Source organism: Mesorhizobium mediterraneum (assembly GCF_002284565.1).
GTDB lineage: Bacteria > Pseudomonadota > Alphaproteobacteria > Rhizobiales > Rhizobiaceae > Mesorhizobium > Mesorhizobium mediterraneum.
In genome coordinates this window covers 672,570-689,019 of the sequence record NZ_NPKI01000015.1, presented here as the reverse complement: position 1 = coordinate 689,019, position 16,450 = coordinate 672,570, and the positions used below count along the sequence as shown (strand labels likewise).

General features: G+C 63.8%; 16 protein-coding genes. 5 read left to right on the top strand and 11 right to left on the bottom strand.

Annotated features, from left to right (window positions below; genetic code table 11):
• Positions 1-23 precede the first annotated feature (23 nt).
• The gene (locus CIT25_RS12760) at positions 24-1,886 is read right to left on the bottom strand and encodes a DEAD/DEAH box helicase (RefSeq protein ID WP_095484851.1); all 1,863 of its coding nucleotides are present in this window, start codon (positions 1,884-1,886) and stop codon (positions 24-26) included.
• Between the two features lie 627 nt (positions 1,887-2,513).
• Here CIT25_RS12760 and CIT25_RS12755 point away from each other — a divergent pair.
• A complete protein-coding gene (locus tag CIT25_RS12755; RefSeq protein ID WP_095484850.1) occupies positions 2,514-3,548 on the top strand; it encodes an aspartate-semialdehyde dehydrogenase in 1,035 nt (344 codons plus the stop codon).
• A gap of 117 nt (positions 3,549-3,665) precedes the next feature.
• Here CIT25_RS12755 and CIT25_RS12750 read toward each other — a convergent pair whose 3' ends face one another.
• Positions 3,666-4,091, bottom strand: coding sequence for an ACT domain-containing protein (locus CIT25_RS12750; RefSeq protein WP_095484849.1), 426 nt, complete (start codon positions 4,089-4,091; stop codon positions 3,666-3,668).
• Positions 4,092-4,249: 158 nt separating this feature from the next.
• Between CIT25_RS12750 and CIT25_RS12745 the strand changes: the two genes are divergently transcribed.
• The 3 genes from CIT25_RS12745 to CIT25_RS12735 all read left to right on the top strand — a co-directional run bounded on the left by CIT25_RS12745 (position 4,250) and on the right by CIT25_RS12735 (position 6,120).
• The gene (locus CIT25_RS12745) at positions 4,250-5,155 is read left to right on the top strand and encodes a bestrophin family protein (RefSeq protein ID WP_095484848.1); all 906 of its coding nucleotides are present in this window, start codon (positions 4,250-4,252) and stop codon (positions 5,153-5,155) included.
• Positions 5,156-5,289: 134 nt separating this feature from the next.
• Entirely contained in the window at positions 5,290-5,700 is a 411-nt protein-coding gene (locus CIT25_RS12740; protein WP_095484847.1) for a DoxX family protein, read from the top strand.
• Positions 5,701-5,856: 156 nt separating this feature from the next.
• Positions 5,857-6,120 carry a glycine zipper domain-containing protein gene (locus CIT25_RS12735; protein WP_095484846.1) on the top strand — a complete coding sequence of 88 codons (264 nt, stop codon included), beginning with the start codon at positions 5,857-5,859 and terminating at the stop codon, positions 6,118-6,120.
• A gap of 79 nt (positions 6,121-6,199) precedes the next feature.
• On the opposite strand, the gene rpsP is transcribed toward CIT25_RS12735, so the two are convergent.
• The 8 genes from rpsP to CIT25_RS12690 all read right to left on the bottom strand — a co-directional run bounded on the left by rpsP (position 6,200) and on the right by CIT25_RS12690 (position 14,303).
• Positions 6,200-6,601: a 30S ribosomal protein S16 gene (gene rpsP, locus CIT25_RS12730; RefSeq protein WP_095484845.1), complete on the bottom strand. Its 402-nt coding sequence runs from the start codon at positions 6,599-6,601 to the stop codon at positions 6,200-6,202.
• A gap of 51 nt (positions 6,602-6,652) precedes the next feature.
• The gene (locus CIT25_RS12725; protein WP_095484844.1) at positions 6,653-6,979 is read right to left on the bottom strand and encodes a chorismate mutase; all 327 of its coding nucleotides are present in this window, start codon (positions 6,977-6,979) and stop codon (positions 6,653-6,655) included.
• 7 nt (positions 6,980-6,986) lie between these two features.
• Positions 6,987-8,594 carry a signal recognition particle protein gene (ffh, locus tag CIT25_RS12720; RefSeq protein ID WP_095484843.1) on the bottom strand — a complete coding sequence of 536 codons (1,608 nt, stop codon included), beginning with the start codon at positions 8,592-8,594 and terminating at the stop codon, positions 6,987-6,989.
• Positions 8,595-9,039: 445 nt separating this feature from the next.
• The gene (locus CIT25_RS12710) at positions 9,040-9,981 is read right to left on the bottom strand and encodes a glycosyltransferase (protein ID WP_095484841.1); all 942 of its coding nucleotides are present in this window, start codon (positions 9,979-9,981) and stop codon (positions 9,040-9,042) included.
• A gap of 67 nt (positions 9,982-10,048) precedes the next feature.
• A complete protein-coding gene (locus tag CIT25_RS12705; protein ID WP_095484840.1) occupies positions 10,049-10,993 on the bottom strand; it encodes a CPBP family intramembrane glutamic endopeptidase in 945 nt (314 codons plus the stop codon).
• Positions 10,994-11,194: 201 nt separating this feature from the next.
• Positions 11,195-11,794 (bottom strand): DUF1236 domain-containing protein, encoded by a 600-nt coding sequence (locus tag CIT25_RS12700; RefSeq protein ID WP_095484839.1) that lies wholly within the window; start codon positions 11,792-11,794, stop codon positions 11,195-11,197.
• A 63-nt stretch (positions 11,795-11,857) separates the two neighbouring features.
• A complete protein-coding gene (locus tag CIT25_RS12695; RefSeq protein ID WP_095484838.1) occupies positions 11,858-12,955 on the bottom strand; it encodes a zinc-binding metallopeptidase family protein in 1,098 nt (365 codons plus the stop codon).
• A 100-nt stretch (positions 12,956-13,055) separates the two neighbouring features.
• Positions 13,056-14,303 (bottom strand): flavin monoamine oxidase family protein, encoded by a 1,248-nt coding sequence (locus CIT25_RS12690; RefSeq protein ID WP_095484837.1) that lies wholly within the window; start codon positions 14,301-14,303, stop codon positions 13,056-13,058.
• A 263-nt stretch (positions 14,304-14,566) separates the two neighbouring features.
• On the opposite strand from CIT25_RS12690, the gene CIT25_RS12685 reads away from it, so the two are divergent.
• Entirely contained in the window at positions 14,567-15,361 is a 795-nt protein-coding gene (locus tag CIT25_RS12685) for a lytic murein transglycosylase (protein ID WP_095484836.1), read from the top strand.
• 115 nt (positions 15,362-15,476) lie between these two features.
• Here CIT25_RS12685 and CIT25_RS12680 read toward each other — a convergent pair whose 3' ends face one another.
• Positions 15,477-16,409, bottom strand: coding sequence for a hypothetical protein (locus tag CIT25_RS12680; RefSeq protein ID WP_095484835.1), 933 nt, complete (start codon positions 16,407-16,409; stop codon positions 15,477-15,479).
• Positions 16,410-16,450: the final 41 nt, after the last annotated feature.

Sequence of the window (16,450 nt, the reverse complement as noted above, 5' to 3'; positions counted from 1 at the left end):
GACGGAATCACCGTGTCGAGGAACTAAGCCGGCCGCTTCTTCGACTTCTTGTTCTTGGCGGGTCCGGTCTTTTCGAATTTCGGTTTGCCTGCCTTACCGGCCCAGGGCTTTGCCTCGAACGCGGCGTCGCGCTGTCCCGCCGGCGCCGCGCGCTTCTCGAATTTCGGCTTCGGCGCGTTCTGGTCGAACGTCCGCTTGCCACGATGCGGTTTCTTGTCCGGCCGTGGTTCCTGATAGCCGGCCCGCGACAGGTCGGGAGTGCCGTCCAGCCGCCTCACGCTGATGTTGTTCTGCAGCTTGCGGTCCGGGCCGATCGCCTGGAGAAACCGGTCGGCCCAGTCGGCCGCGATCTGCACGAAGGTTTCCTCCGGTTGCATCTTGATGGCGCCGATCTCGCGCTTGCTGATGCCGCCTGTCCGGCACAGCATCGGGATCAGCCAGCGCGGCTCGGCATTCTGCCGGCGCCCCACCGACAGCGAGAACCAGACACTGTCGCCGAAATCGTCGCGGCGGCTTGGCGCCTCGTCGCGACGGACGGATTTATCGCCAGAGGGCCCGTCGCCCGACGGCGTGAACGGAGCGACGTCTAAGAGATCCTCGGGCGCCGATCGGCTGGAGCGGCAGAGACGCACGAAGGCCGCCGCCACCAGTTCGGCGCCACGTTGGTCGAGAAGCGTGCTGACGAAGCCGCGCTCATCGTCCGTCACAGGTTCGCTCAAGACCGGGTCGGCGAGGATGCGCTCGTCGTCACGGCGCAGGACGTCGTCGGCCGAAGGCGGGCTTGCCCATGTCGCCGCAAGGCCGGCGCTTTGCAGCAGGCGTTCGGTGCGCCTGCGGGCATTGTTGGGCACGATCAGCGCGCTGACGCCTTTGCGTCCCGCCCGGCCCGTCCGCCCGCTTCGGTGCAGAAGCGTCTCCGGATTGGTCGGCAGGTCGGCGTGGATCACCAGTTCGAGGTTGGGCAGGTCGATGCCGCGCGCCGCCACGTCGGTGGCGATGCAGACTTTTGCGCGGCCGTCGCGCATCGCCTGCAGCGCGTGGCTGCGCTCGTTCTGGCTCAGCTCGCCCGAAAGCGCCACGACGGAAAAGTTGCGGTTGTTGAAGCGCGCGGTCAGGTGATTGACGGCAGCGCGCGTGTTGCAGAACACCAGTGCGTTCTTCGCCTCGTAATAGCGCAGCACGTTGATGATGGCGTTTTCCCGGTCGGCCTGGGCTACGCTCAGCGCCCGGTATTCGATGTCGAGATGCTGCTTTTCCTCGCCGGAGGCCGAGATGCGTACCGCGTCGCGCTGGTAGCCTTTGGCCAGCGTGGCGATGGAGCGCGGCACGGTGGCGGAAAACATCAGTGTGCGGCGCTCGGCCGGGGCAGCGTCGAGGATGAATTCGAGATCCTCGCGAAAGCCGAGATCGAGCATCTCGTCGGCCTCGTCGAGCACCACGGCCTTGAGCGCCGACATGTCGAGCGAATGCCGAGTGATGTGGTCGCGCAGCCGGCCAGGCGTGCCGACGACGATGTGGGCGCCGCGTTCCAGCGTGCGCCGTTCGGTGCGCATGTCCATGCCGCCGACGCAGGATGCCACGGTCGCGCCGGTCAGTTCGTAGAGCCATTCCAGCTCGCGCGTTACCTGCAGGGCCAGTTCGCGCGTCGGCGCCACGGCCAGCGCCAGCGGTGCGGCGGCGTGGGAAAAGCGTTCGGCGCCATCGAGAAGGGTCGGCGCCAGAGCCAGCCCGAAGGCGACGGTCTTGCCGGAGCCGGTCTGCGCCGAAACCAGCGCATCGGCCTGCCCGAGCTCGAGAACCGCCTTCTGCACCGGCGTCAGCTCGACATAGCCGCGGTTTTCCAGCGCCTTTGCCAGCGCGGGGACAATAGCTTCGAAATTGGACATATGCTTCTTTCGGAATTCAAGGTCTGTGCTCATCGGAGCGCATGCCGGGGCCGGCGCAGCGCCAGCCAAACAATCTTGGCCGTTCGTACTTCGCGCGACCATCATTGTACAGGGTGCGCAAAAAACCGCGATCAATTGTCAATGTCGGCGCTGCCCCTCATCTGCCTGCCAGCATCTTCTCCCCGTGAAGAACGGGGAGAAGGGGCTTAGCCGCAACGCCGGCGACCCCTCTCCCCGTTTTTCACGGGGAGAGGGTAAGGGTGAGGGGCAGCGCAAACGCCCAAAAAGGGGCGGGCTATTCAACCTCGCGATTGCGTTGCCGCCTCGCTCGTCGCGATTGACTCTTTACGCAAACCGCGTAAAAGCCGGCACCGAACGGGATAGTTTCGATGCGCGGCCTTTTGATGGCGCTTCTTGCATTCGACCTCCCCGGCCGCAATGCAAACCATTGGGCCGGGCGCGTCGGCGCGTCTCCTCGTTCCAGCAAAACTACGGCTAAAACGACCACTAAAACGGTCTGAGTTCCCTTGGCCTAACCACCCTCTCCCGGGTCCGGCCCGGGGGTTGAAACCCGCATCGGCCGGCGGGTTTTCTCCAAAAACCGAGCGGAGAGGACAGGAGATTTCGATGAGTTTCAAGGTTGCAATCGTCGGCGCCACGGGCAATGTGGGCCGGGAAATGCTCAACATACTGGAAGAGCGCGGCTTTCCGGTGAGCGAGGTGGTGGCGCTGGCCTCGCGGCGCAGCCAGGGCACGGAAGTGTCGTTCGGCGACCGCACGCTGAAGGTCAGGACGCTCGACCAATATGATTTTTCCGACACCGACATCTGCATCATGTCGGCCGGCGGCAATGTCTCGAAGGAATGGTCGCCAAAGATCGGCAAGCAGGGCTGCGTCGTCATCGATAATTCGTCGGCCTTCCGCTATGACCAGGACGTGCCGCTGATCGTGCCGGAAGTGAACCCGGACGCGATTTCGCTGTTCACGCGCAAGAACATCATCGCGAACCCGAATTGCTCGACGGCGCAGCTCGTCGTGGCGCTGAAGCCGCTGCACGACTTCGCCACCATCAAGCGCGTCGTCGTCGCCACCTATCAATCGGTATCCGGCGCCGGCAAGGAAGGCATGGACGAGCTGTTCACGCAGACACGCGCGGTTTTCGTCGCCGACCAGGTCGACGTCAAGAAGTTCACCAAGCGCATCGCCTTCAACGTCATCCCGCACATCGACGTCTTCCTCGACGACGGCTTCACCAAGGAAGAGTGGAAGATGGTGGCCGAAACCAAAAAGATGCTCGACCCCAAGATCAAGCTGACGGCGACCTGCGTGCGCGTGCCGGTGTTCATCGGCCATTCGGAAGCGGTCAACATCGAGTTCGAAAAGCCGATAACCGCAGACGAGGCACGTGAGATTCTGCGCGAGGCGCCAGGCTGTCAGGTCCTCGACAAGCGCGAGGACGGCGGCTACATCACGCCGCTGGATTCGGCCGGCGAGGATGCCACCTTCATCTCGCGCATTCGCGAAGATTCGACCATCGACAATGGCCTGTCGATGTGGATCGTCTCCGACAATCTGCGCAAGGGCGCCGCACTCAACGCGGTGCAGATCGCCGAATTGCTGATCGAGCGCGGACTGATCCAGCCGAAGAAGAAGGCGGCTTAGTTTTCGCTCACGGGCCGTATCGCCGCTGCCGCGGCGGGCCCTCCGCGGGGGTGCCGGACAGCCGGCGGCCCGCGGACGCGGGCTCGGCCTTCGGCCGGATAGCTCCCTTCTCCCAGCTCACGGGGGAAAGGTAGTCACCCCCCGATTCTCCTCCGCCAGCCTCCGCAGCACATCTATCGCCTCCTCCGCCCGGTCGGCCGGGACGAACAAATGGTCGTGATAGAAGGCCGAGACCGGATTGACGCCGATTTCGGCGGCGGCCAGACGCGTGGTGATGGCGGCGAGGAAGCCTACCGCCTCCAGCGACGAATGGATGTTCAGCGTCACCATCCGGCAGCGGAAGACGGTTTCCAGGCCAGCGGCCTTGGCTTTCTCTTCAAGCGCGATCACCGTCGTGCCCTCGCGCTCGCGAAACAGCATCACCGGCTCGAGGCTGTCTGGCATGGGCGCATCGGGCGGCAGTTTGGCGAAGACATGGATGCCGGGTCGCAATTCCGGCGCCATCGTCGCCAGCAGTTTTTTCAGATCGGTCTCGCCGGCCATCGATTTGCTCCCGAGTGTCTTGCGGATTTTCGATAATTTACTTTGCCCCAAACCGGCAAGACGACATCGCCATGTCGCTGGCGGCCGGGCTTGTTCGTGTACTGCATCGCACAATGTAACTGATTCAGGACCATTGTCGGTCCGTGAAAGGGGTTTCGATGATCGTTCGCCCGCGGCCGGGATTCTTGCATCTGTTCTTCATCATGCGCGGCTCGGTGGTGCCGCGCATCCTGCCGCAAATCTTCGGCTTCGGCGTCTATGGCGCGCTGGTGGTGCTGGCGGTCAGGGCGCTGAAGCTCGATTTCGGCAATGCCGGCCCCGCGCCGTTCGCCTTGCTCGGTGTGGCGCTGTCGATCTATCTCGGCTTCCGCAACAATGCCGCCTATGACCGCTGGTGGGAGGCGCGCAAGCTGTGGGGCCAGCTTGTCTTCGACATCCGCAATCTGGCACGTGCCAGTACCGGGCTGATCGAAAACCGGGCGGAACTGCGTGGCTTCTTGATGGAGGCGATCGCCTTCTGCCACTTCCTGCGCGGCCTGCTCAGGCGGGTGGACGCCACGTCGGATGCACGCGCGTTCATCGGCGACGAAGCCGAAAAAGCCGCCAGCGCGGCCAACCCGCCCGACGCCATGGTGCGGCGGATGGGCGAGCGAGCCGCCGCGCTGTACAAGTCCGGGGCGATCGACGTCATGGGCTATCGCATCCTCGACGAGCGCCTGGCTGAAATCGCCGCAGCGCAGGCCGGCTGCGAGCGCATCATGGGAACACCGCTTCCGTTTGCCTACACGCTGCTCCTGCAGCGCACCGCCTATATCTTCTGCCTGCTGCTGCCGTTTGGGCTCGCTTCGACGGCCGGCTGGGCGACGCCGCTGTTCACCGCGCTGATCGCCTACACCTTCTTCGGCCTCGACGCGCTTTCGGAAGAACTGGAGGACCCGTTCGGCACCGAGGCCAACGATCTCGCCCTCGACGGCCTTTGCCGCGTCTGTGAAATCTCGGTGTTCGAGGCGCTCGGCGAGGCGCCGCCGAAAATGATCCCCGCCGAAAAGTTCTATTTTTCCTAGGGTTTGTTCCCGCGCCCATCGCAGCACCGCGCGCCCAAAAACCAGAGGCGTGTCGGATCGCCATCTCACGCCGCGTCCTTGGTTCGGGTCCTGGCTAAGAGGATCAGTGCTCAAAACAGCCGAAGGGAACATCAATGACCATTTCTCCAACAGCATCCGTCACGCCGCGCGCGCTGTGGACCGGCCGCGGGCTCAGCGCCCTCATCGTGCTGTTCATGATCTTCGACGGCGTCATCAAGCTGCCGCCGCTCGATATCGTCACCCAGACCATGGTTGAGCTCGGCTGGCCGGCCGATCCCAACGTCTCGCGCATGCTCGGCGTCATCGGGCTGGTCTCGACCGCGCTCTATGCGGTGCCGCGCACCTCGGTGCTCGGCGCCATCCTGCTCACCGCCTATCTCGGCGGCGCGATCGCGACCCATATACGTATCGGCAGCCCGCTATTCTCGCACACACTGTTCGGCGTCTATCTCGGCGTCATCCTGTGGGGCGGCCTTTTCCTGCGCGATCCCAGGGTGCGCGCGCTGATCCCTTTCACGCGTTAAGCGGCGGTCTCGAAAGCCGTTCTATGGCGGTCGCGCCACCAGAGAGGGCGCTTTCTGCCGCTGCCCTTCTTCGTTGCCTTTGGATCAAATCGCCCGGTTGCGAGTTAGGAGATGTGGCGGTGAGGACGGAAAACCCCCGTTTTGGGAGGAACGACAATGAAGAAACTGGTAGTCCTGATGGTATTGGCAACCTCGCTCGCAGCCTGCTCCCGGACAGAACAGGGCGCTGCGGTCGGTGGCCTGGGCGGCGCTGCGGTCGGTGCTGCAGTGGCCGATGACGCAGTTGGAGGTGCGCTGGTCGGTGGTGCTGTCGGCGCCGTCGCCGGCGCACTGATCGGTCGTGCCACGGAAAGCGGCCAGTGCCGCTATCGCGGTCGCAATGGGCGTGTCTACATCGCCCGCTGCCCGGAAGGCTATTGATCGGCCACGTCATAAATCGGACGAAACAGCAAAACGGCGGACAAAAGCGCCCGCCGTTTCGTAGGGGATAGAAAGCGAATTATTCGGCGGTCGCGGCTTCCGCCTCGGCCGGCGCGGCTGCCGCGGCGGCAACAGCGGCGGCTGCGTCTTCCTGAGCCTTCTTCAGAAGTGCGGCGCGTTCCTGCGCCTTCTTGCCGGGCTCGGCCTTCTTCGGGTTGGAGCGGGCCTCTCGCTTGGCAATGCCGGCCTCGTCGAGGAAGCGCAGCACGCGGTCAGTCGGCTGGGCGCCGTGCTCGAGCCAATGCTTGACGCGGTCGGCGTCGACCTTGACGCGCTCGCCGTCCTTGGGGAGCAGCGGGTTCCACGAGCCGAGCGACTCAATGAAACGGCCGTCGCGCGGCGAACGGGCGTCGGCGACGACGACGTGGTAATAGGGACGCTTCTTCGAGCCCGCACGGGCCAGTCGGATTTTCAGTGGCATTTCTTTTCTCCTAAAACTCTTATTTTCGTTGATCGGGGTTTATGATTGTTGTCAGCCGGTTTTCGTAACGCCGTTTGATGCGGCGATCTGCTCGTGATGCCGGATCACTTCGCGGACGACGAAGTTCAGGAACTTCTCCGCGAAATCCGGGTCGAGATGGGCGTCCTTCGCCAGTTGGCGAAGGCGGGCGATCTGCTGCTGCTCCCGCGCCGGATCGGCCGGCGGCAGGCCATGCGACGCCTTCAGCACGCCGACCGCCTTGGTGCAGCGGAAACGCTCGGCCAGCATGTGGATGAGCGCCGCGTCGATGTTGTCGATCGAGGCGCGGTAGTCGACCAGCGCCGCACGTGCGTCGGCCATGTCCTTTTCTTCGTTCATGGCGCCCTCACTTCTTCTTGCCGAGTCCGGGCAGCCCGCCACCGCCCAAACCAGGAAGCTTCATGCCGCCGGGCAGCCCGGGCAGGCCGCCACCACCGGGAAGGCCGCCGGGAAGACCCTTCATGCCGCCGAGACCGGCTGCCTGCGCCTGCTTCTGCAAGGCTTCGAGCTGCTTGGGGTCCATCTTGGACAGGTCCGGCATGCCGCCGCCCATCATGCCGCCCGGGCCGCCCATACCCCCTGGCATCATGCCGCCGAGGCCCATCTTCTGCGCCAGGCCGCCCATCATGCCGCGCATCAGGCCACCACCTTTGCCCTTGCCGCCCATCGCCTTCATCATGTCGGCCATGCCGCGGTGCATCTTCAGGAGCTTGTTGATTTCGGCCGCATCGGTGCCGGAGCCGGCGGCGATGCGCTTCTTGCGCGAGTGCTTCAGAATGTCGGGGTTGGCGCGCTCGGCCTTGGTCATCGACGAGATGATGGCGAGCTGGCGGCCGAACATCTTGTCGTCGAGACCGGCGGCGGCCATCTGGTCCTTCATCTTGCCCATGCCCGGCATCATGCCCATGATGCCGCCCATGCCACCCATCTTCGACATCTGCTGAAGCTGGCCGGCAAGGTCGTTCAGGTCGAACTTGCCCGACTGCATCTTCTTGGCCATCGCCGCTGCCTGTTCGGCGTCGATGTTTTCGGCAGCCTTTTCGACGAGGCTGATGATGTCGCCCATGCCGAGGATGCGGTCGGCGATGCGCTTGGGATGGAATTCCTCCAGCCCGTCCATTTTCTCGCCGGTGCCGATCAGCTTGATCGGCTTGCCGGTGACGGCGCGCATGGAAAGTGCTGCGCCACCACGGCCGTCGCCATCCATGCGGGTCAGCACCAGTCCGGTGATGCCGACGCGCTCATCGAAGCTTTTCGCCAGATTGACGGCGTCTTGGCCGGTCAGCGAATCGGCGACCAAAAGGATTTCGTGCGGCGACGACACCTTCTTGATGTCGGCCATCTCGACCATCAGCGGCTCATCGATATGGGTGCGGCCGGCGGTGTCGAGGATCACGATGTCATGGCCGCCGAGCTTTGCCGCCTGCACGGCGCGGCGGGCGATGTCGACCGGCGTCTGGCCCTCGACGATCGGCAGCGTGGCGACATTGACCTGCTCGCCGAGCTGACGGAGCTGCTCCTGCGCGGCGGGACGCCGCGTGTCGAGCGAGGCCATCAGGACCTTCTTGTTCTGACGCTCGTTGAGGCGCTTGGCGATCTTGGCCGATGTCGTCGTCTTGCCGGAGCCCTGCAGGCCAACCATCATGATGACGACCGGAGCCGGTGCGTTGAGGTCGATGGCGACGCCCTCGGCGCCCAGCATCTCGACCAGCTCGTCATGGACGATCTTGACGACCATCTGGCCCGGCTTGATCGACTTCACCACAGCAGCGCCGACGGCCTTCTCGCGCACCTTGTCGGTGAAGGAACGCACCACTTCCAGCGCCACGTCTGCCTCGAGCAGCGCACGGCGCACCTCGCGCAGCGCCGCCGAGACATCGGCCTCGGACAGGGCACCGCGGCCAGTGAGGCCGTTCAGGATCGAGCCAAGACGCTCCTGTAGCGATTCAAACATTCTTTTTCCTTTTCCCTGGCACCCGGATGATGCCCGAGAGGTAATGCGTTCGCGCCCAGTGTCCAAACAATCCGAGCAAAAGTCCAAAGCCAAAAAGCACCCGGGGGCGCACAGCGCTGCCGGATGTTGGCCTCCAGGATCGATTTACAGCACGTCACCTCAACGAGGTTTCGGCGTCCCGGTCGGCTTGCTCGGAGGGATACTCGTCGCGGAATTCGCGGCGTGTAGACAGGAAATCGGGCGCGGAGTCAAGGCGTGGGCCGAATACGGCCAGGTGCGGCCCTTCCCTTCTCCCCTTGTGGGAGAAGGTGGCCGAGCGAAGCTCTTCGGATGAGGGGTGCTCCAGCTTGGCTGCGACGGCACTCCGTCCAACACCCCTCATCCGTCTCGGCGCTACGCGCCAATCCACCTTCTCCCACAAGGGGAGAAGGAAAAAAGGGGCGATTCACGGCAGCGTTTCGCCGTCGAGGATCCGGGCATAGAGATCGAGATAGCCCTTTGCGGTGCGGGAGATTGGAAATCGGTCGACGGCAGAGTCCCGGCAGCGCTGCGGGGAAAGGCCGGCGATCGCGTCGAGGGCCGCAGCAAATTCCTCATCGCTGTCGAAGAACCGTCCGGTGTCGTCGTCGACGATCTCGGGCATGGCGCCGCGCCGCGTTGTCAGCACCGGCGTTCCGCACAGCATGGCCTCGACCGGCGCCATGCCGAACGGCTCTTCCCAGGCGATCGGGTTGAGAAAGGCCTTTGCCGCGCCCAGCAGGCGAAGCTTTTCCTCACCATCAACGACGCCATGGAAGCGAAAGCGGCTGCCCAGGCTCTTGAAGAAGACGCCATCGCGCCGGACCTGGCTGCGCGTCAAAAGCCTCCAGCGCGAGCCGCCGGCGATATCGAGGGGCAAATTGAATTTTTTCGCGAGATCGACCGCGCGATTCAGATTCTTGCTGGCGCGCGCGATGCCGGCGAGAAACAGAAGGTGGTCGTTCTTCAAACCGGCCAGGCGGTAGGTGTCAGTCGGAAAGCCGTTGTAGACGAAGGTCTTCCTGCCGTGGTTGCGCGCGTGGCTGGCGCTGACGAAACTCCAGTTTGCCTGGGGCCTGGGCTTTTCCGGAGAAAAGCCGTGCGCGGTGTTGAGGGTCGGGAAGGGAACGTCGAGAAACCAGCTGTGAAAGTGGACGATATCGGCGTCCGCGGGGATGGCGGCCCGACATTGCGCTTCCGAAGATGCATGCCGCACCTCGCAAAGCGGGTGGCTCGAGCCGGGATCGACAATCAGCACGACACGATGGCCAAGCCGGGCAAATTCCCCAGCCAACCAGTCGACCTGGCGCTGGGTGCCGCCATAGCCCCTGGAGGGGATGGTTCCGGTCACCGCCAGTGCGATGCGCATCAGCTTGGCCCGCCAGTTGTTTGCTTGACCATGATCTTACCCAAAAACCGGTTTCCACTTTTTGGGATCATGGTCTATCCGGCTCAACCTTCAGCGGCGAGCGCGGATGCAGCAGCAGCAGGATCGTCAACAGGCTGCAGACGATGCCGATCGCTGCGATGAGGACGGCATCAAGCGTCGTCCAGCCGGCGCCTTCGAGCGGCTTGGCGTTGAACAGGGCGAAGGAATTGTAGCTTTGCTGGTGCGAAATCAGCAGGAAGCCGGTCAGATTGTTGCCGAGATGAGCGCCGAAGGCCGCGCCGAGATTGCCGGTGACATAGACCACAAGCGTCAGGAGCAGCGCAAAAGCGGCGATCGAGGCCAGCACGCAGGCGTTGATGGCGGCGCTCGAGCTTGGGCTCCAATGCATCGAGGTGAACAGAAGTCCTGGCAGCAATGCCCAGATAAAGGGGTTTTTAAACCGGTTGGCCAGGCCCCTGAGGAGATAGCCGCGGAACAGCACTTCCTCGGACGAGGTCTGTAGCAGGGTCAGCGCAGCGATCGGGATCAGGAACAGCAGCCAGGACGACAGGCCGATCGCACCGCGCGCAATCTCGGGCTGCAAGAGATAGAGCAGGATTTCGGAGAGCAGCGATGTGATCAGCACCGCGGCCAATCCCTTGAGGAATCCCGAGCGCGAGACGCGGCGGCTGGTGCCGATCAGCGCCATCAGCGGCTCGCGATGGACCCAGCGCATGGCAACCCACAGGCCGAGCCAGATTCCGGCAAATGAAGCGAGCGCGGCGAGGATTCCGGCGGGCGAAGCCATGAAATTCTGCACCGCCCCTCCTTCTATCGGGGCCGATGATGCCTGCCAGATAACAAAAAGATAGGCGCCGCCGAACAGCACGGCGACGGTTGTCGCGACCCAGAACAGGATGACGATCGCCGTTCCGAGCAGCAGGCGCGGCAGGGTCGTCTTGGCGTTGGGAATATGCCGGTAACGCTCGAAAGCGGTTGGATCGATCGTCACGCGGGTTCCTTGCCTGATGCATCGGGTCGCATGATCTAGAGCATCGGACCCAAAAGTGGAACTGTTTTTGGGAAAATCCGGTGCTCAAAAAGCTGGAGCGGCGGCACGCCGCTCCAGCGCGAAGCTCTGGATGAAACGATATCGGACCGAGGCGGCCGCCGTTGCTCTTGCCCCAGCGGCCGGCCTGGTTGCTTGGTTATGTCAGCGCTCGACGTACATGATGCGTCGGGTGCCCGGATCGACCAGTGCCGGCTGGCCGTTCACATAGACATAGCGGTAGTCATAGTCCGGAATCTCGCGCAGCTCGACGGTATCGGGCAAGGTCGCGCCCGTAACCACCTCGCCCTCGAGATAGACCGGGTCGAGCCGGTTCGTGTCGATATAGGTGCGGACTTCGGCCGGAGGCCGCCTGATCGGCTCGATCGGCTCGCCAGCGACGATCGCTCCGGTATAGGTATCGTCATAGTCCATGTCGGCGGGCGCTTCGACGATGGCGATGCCTGCGTCGGCCGGGCGCCGGGTCAGGACAACGTCGTTGCCGCCGAAATCGGCCGTCACGTAGTCGGAATAGATCCAGCCCTGGCCATTGGCCTCCGCAATGGTGCACCATTTGCTGTTTTGGATGCAGCCCTCGAGGGTTGCCGACTGACCGGCAGCGAGCGTGCCGATGACCGGGTATTGCGGGCCGGGGCCGGCGCGCACGTTGAGATCGGCGACAGCCGAGACGGCGGTATCGGCCAAGGCTGCGCCCGACATGGCGACAAGCGCTCCGGCGACAGCAGGAAGCAGTATGCGTTTCATGATTTCGCTCCGTTTTCGTAATCCCTCGCGAACGAAAACGAAACAAAACCTCATGCGTTCCGGCTAAAATGCCTCGGCCGGCTCACGTTTTGTTCCAGTTTCTTTCGCTACACCGGTCAGGAGTTCATGGACGAAAGCCAGCTTCTGTGCGGTCACCTCCGAGATGACGAAGGGATAGAGGTCCGGCAGGCCCATGCAGCGGTTGATCGAGTTGGACGCTTCCGACAGCACCAGCCAGCGGGCCAGGATCTTTTCGAACGGTTCGGGAACGGCGCCAGGTTCCGACGGCGCCGGTTGCAGCTCGCCGCCGGTGTCGCCCCGCGACAGGTCGTTGGCCTCCACGGTTTCCAGCCGGCCGAGCGGGAAATTCAGCGCATGCACCATCTCCAGCGTGTCGGTGATGTGCAGATGGTGCGCCCATGTCTCGGCCCAGTCCTCCCAGGGATGGGACGTGGCATAGGCCGAAATGTGGCCCTGCTGCCAGTCGGGCACAGCACCATTGGCATGGTAGGCCTTCAGCGCCTGCTCGTAATCGACGCGGTCGTCGCCGAACAATGCGCGGAAGGCGCTGAGCCGTTGCGGGTCATCGCGGATCAGGCGGTCCCAGTAGTAGTGGCCAAGCTCATGGCGGAAATGGCCGAGCAAAGTGCGGTAGTTCTCGCCCATCTCGACGCGCCGTCTTTCGCGCTCGGCCGAATCCGCCTCGGCGACATTGAGCGTGATCAGGCCGTTGCCATGGCCGGTCAGGATACGTCCGCCACCCGGACCGCCGCCGATCGGATCGGCGAGGAAGTCGAAGGCGAGGCCGACCTCGTCGCCGGCATTCCGCTTGGGTGCGACCGGCAGTCCGGCAGCGAGCAGTGAATAGATTGCCCGCTTCTTTGCCTCTTCGACGCGGATCCAGCGACGGCGGTTGCCATCGACCGAAAGGTCCGGGATCAACTGGTTCAGCATGCAGGCGCGACAGAAGGCATGACCTGGTTCCGCCATCCAGTTGCAAGCGCACTCGTCGGCATTGGTGCAGTGGAAAACGCCGCCGGTGCCGGACAAGACGAAGCGCGCATGCCCGGGATCGTACAGCACGGAGCTGGCGCAGTTCAGGCACTGGGCGTTCTCGAAGTAGAGGCGGTGCCCGCAATGCGGACAATCGAAGAGCTTCATCCCAATCTCAAATCATCAGGTCTTAGATCGTCAGGCCCGGATATAGTGCGGAGCGGCATTTCGCCCAAACGCCCGTCAGCGGCCGGCGTTCCTGCCGATGCTATTTTGCCGCAAGCTGGGCGGCGACCATTCTCGCCACCGCCTCGCCCGATAGCCTGGCGCCGCCGCAGGTCTGCATCAGCGGGCCGGCCAGATGCTCGCCGGCGAAGAAGATTTTTTCGGCCACCGGCTGCATCAGCGTGGCGCGCGCCCGCGAACGGCCGGGCCGGGCCGCCGCATAGGCGCCGCGCACGAACCGCTCGCCGCCCCAATTGGTCATCATGGCGCGCCCGACATGTTTTCTGACGTCGCCGCCGAAAATGGCGCACAGCCGGTCGACGACGAAGTCGACGCCTGCCGCCTCGCCCGCCGCCGACATCTCCCAGGCGAAATCGCCGCCGACGAAGCCGACCATCAGGTCGAGGTCGAAGGGAAAGCAAAGGAAGTAGATGTCGTGCCGGGCCAGCCGCTCGATCAGCAGGTCATCGAACGGCTCAAGCCCGAGCCTTGTGCCCCTGATCTCCACAGGCAGCTTGGTCAGCATGCCCATCGGCAGGTCGAAGAAGGCAGCGAAATGCGTGTCGGGCAGCGCCGGCGCGAATTCGATCTCCTCGAAGGCGAGCACCGCCGGCGAGGCGGTGACGATGGCCGCCTTGGCGCGAATGGTGCCGCGATCGGTGACGCAGGCGACGCCAGGCACATCCCAGAGGATTTTCCGCACCGGCGTCGACAGCTCGACCGGCACGTCGGCGCCAAAACGGGCGACCAATGCGCCGAACCCCTCCTTGGTGAAATAGTTCGGCTCGAGATCGGCGGCGGCCTGAAAGTCGCGGATCGATATCTCGTCCTCGTCGGCGCCGAAATCCATTGGCCCGGCGAAGGTGGCGGCGGCGCGCGGCGCATGGCCCCTGGCCAGCAACGCCGAAAGGCGGTCGTCGTCGCCATCCCTGACCTCATGCGCCGCCAGCAGCTCGAACAGCCTGATATCGGCCGCCTTCATTGCGGCCTCTTCGTCCTCGCTCGCCTTTCGGTCGCGATAATAGAGATGATCGATATTCATGTCGTGATGGTGAAGCGTCCAGCGAGCAGCTTGCGCCTCGGGAAAGTAGGGATTGCGGTCGGCCGCATGCAGCCAGGCGCAGCCGATGTCGAAAGGGACGCCGAAATGCTGATCGCTGGTCCAGGCGCGGCCGCCGATCCGGTTCATCGCTTCGAACAGCTTGAAAGAAAGGCCGGCTGCACGCAGGGTCTTGGCGGCGGAAAGTCCCGCCGAGCCAGCGCCGATGACCACGACGTCAACGTCTTCCATGAATATTCCAGCCCCCGCCACAATAATTACTTGATCGTAAGCAAGTTCTCCGGCATTCGCCAGCGCTGCGGCGGGGATACGTAAACGACTTCTTAGCGCATCGGCCCGAAAATCAGGATCGATTTTCAGAAAGCACGATGCGCAGATTAGAGTGTCAGAGCGTACTGCGTCCAAGTGGACGAACGCCGCTCCAACAGTGACAAGCGAGCGTTTCGCTGGCAAATTCGTATTTGGGACGTGATCCAGGCAACCAGGAGAGCAACATGGCATTTCTTGCCAAGGGAAAGATTTACGCAGCGGCAGCATTGATGATGCTTGCGGCGGCAACAGGTGCGCAGGCCGCCCAATGCGGCAAGACGAGTGCGGGCTTCGAAGCGTGGAAGGCAGATTTCGCCGCGGAGGCTAGGGCCAACGGTGTAGGCTCGAAGGGTCTAGCCGCTCTGGCTCGCGCGACCTACGCAACAAAGACGATCGCCGTCGACCGCGCCCTTCATAAGGCTTTCAGCGGCTCGGTGGAAAGTTTCATGAAGCGCCGTGGCGGATCCGCGATCATTGCCAAGGGCCGTGCGCTGAAGAAGTCGAACGCGGCGCTGTTCGACAAGATCGAACGGACCTACGGCGTACCGCCGGGTGTGTTGCTCGCCATCTGGGGTATGGAAACTGGCTTCGGCGCCTCCATGGGCAAACAGAATACGGTCTCTGCCATTTTAACGCTTACCTATGATTGCCGCCGTCCGGAGTTCTTTTACCCGCATGGCGTTGCAGCCCTGAAGCTGGTTGATCGCGGAGCGTTGAGCGCCTCGTCGGTCGGTGCCGCTCATGGCGAGATTGGCCACACGCAGTTCCTCCCCGGAAACGTTTTGAAGTATGGAGTCGGCAACAAAAATCTGCGCGACAAGAGCACTGCGTTGGCTTCCACTGCCAACTTCCTCAAGGGTCATGGTTGGCAGGCCGGCGCGGGTTATCAGGCGAATATGGGCGCAATTGCTGGCTGGAATTCCGCGAGCGTCTATCAACAGGCCATCGCCCGCATGGCCACGGCGATCGATGGCGATTGATAGAAATCTCTATTCGACGGAAAGCCCGGCCATGGCCGGGCTTTTTTGTTGATGTTCTAAGGTTACGACTGCCGCCGCTCGGCGGCACCCGGGATGACGGCGCGAAGCAGAGGAGCTAATTCGGCGAGCCGAGCGCCTTGTCCATCGCTTCCATGACCTCGGCCGGCCACGTGGTCCGCGCCGGCCATGCGTCCGGCTCGGGCTTGTCGCCGCGGCGGGCGAAATAGAGCTTTTGGTTGGCCGGATCGACCGCCATGAAGCCGTCATTGCCGCCGCAATCGTGCGGCACGCAGCCGCTGGCATAAAAGGCGCCGCCCGAGGCGGTCTTCTCGGTGCCGCCGCCGACCAGCAGGCTGGTCGCCATGTCGGGCATGTCCTTGCCGAGCAGCTTTTCAGCCGCCTTGTAGACGGCCTCATTGCGGAAGGCGTCGATGATGTTGTCGTATTTCGCCGGATCGATATCCTTCCAGCCGGTGCCCGGTTCCGGCATGTAGGTGAGATTGCCCGAGGTCGACAATCCGCCCGTAGGCGACCATTGCAGCGTCGGTTTCGAAGCTCCCGGCAAGAGATAAGGCACGAAATAGATGGCGCTGTCGGACACCGCGGCCGGCGGCGCGCCGCATTCGTCCTGCTCGACCGTGATGCTCTGGATCATGCCGCCTTCCGGCTTCCACACGATCACCTTGGCCGGGCCGCATTGATTGCCGCCGTCGCCGACATCGACCAGCGCCACGTTGATGCCGCCGACCTCGACAATCCTGTCGAAGAAGACGTCGTAGTTGCTCGCCAGCTGCTTGCCGTCATAGGCCAGCACCTTCTCGCCATACTCTTCCTGCTGGGTGATGGTCAGCTGGCCGCCCTCGAACGGGACCGGTGCTTGGCTGTCATCTTCGGCTAGGGCCGCATTGCTCGACGCGCCCTGGTCGGCGGCCCCGCCGGACGAATCGTCAGCCGGCACGAGCACCATGTCGGTCTGTGCATGCGCGCCAGCCACCGGCGTCAGAATCCACGCCAGCGCGCAGGCGCCGGCAAGAAGCGAGCGTGTCATGACTGTCCCTCCGTTCAGCCGCCACAAACCCGGCCTGCCGC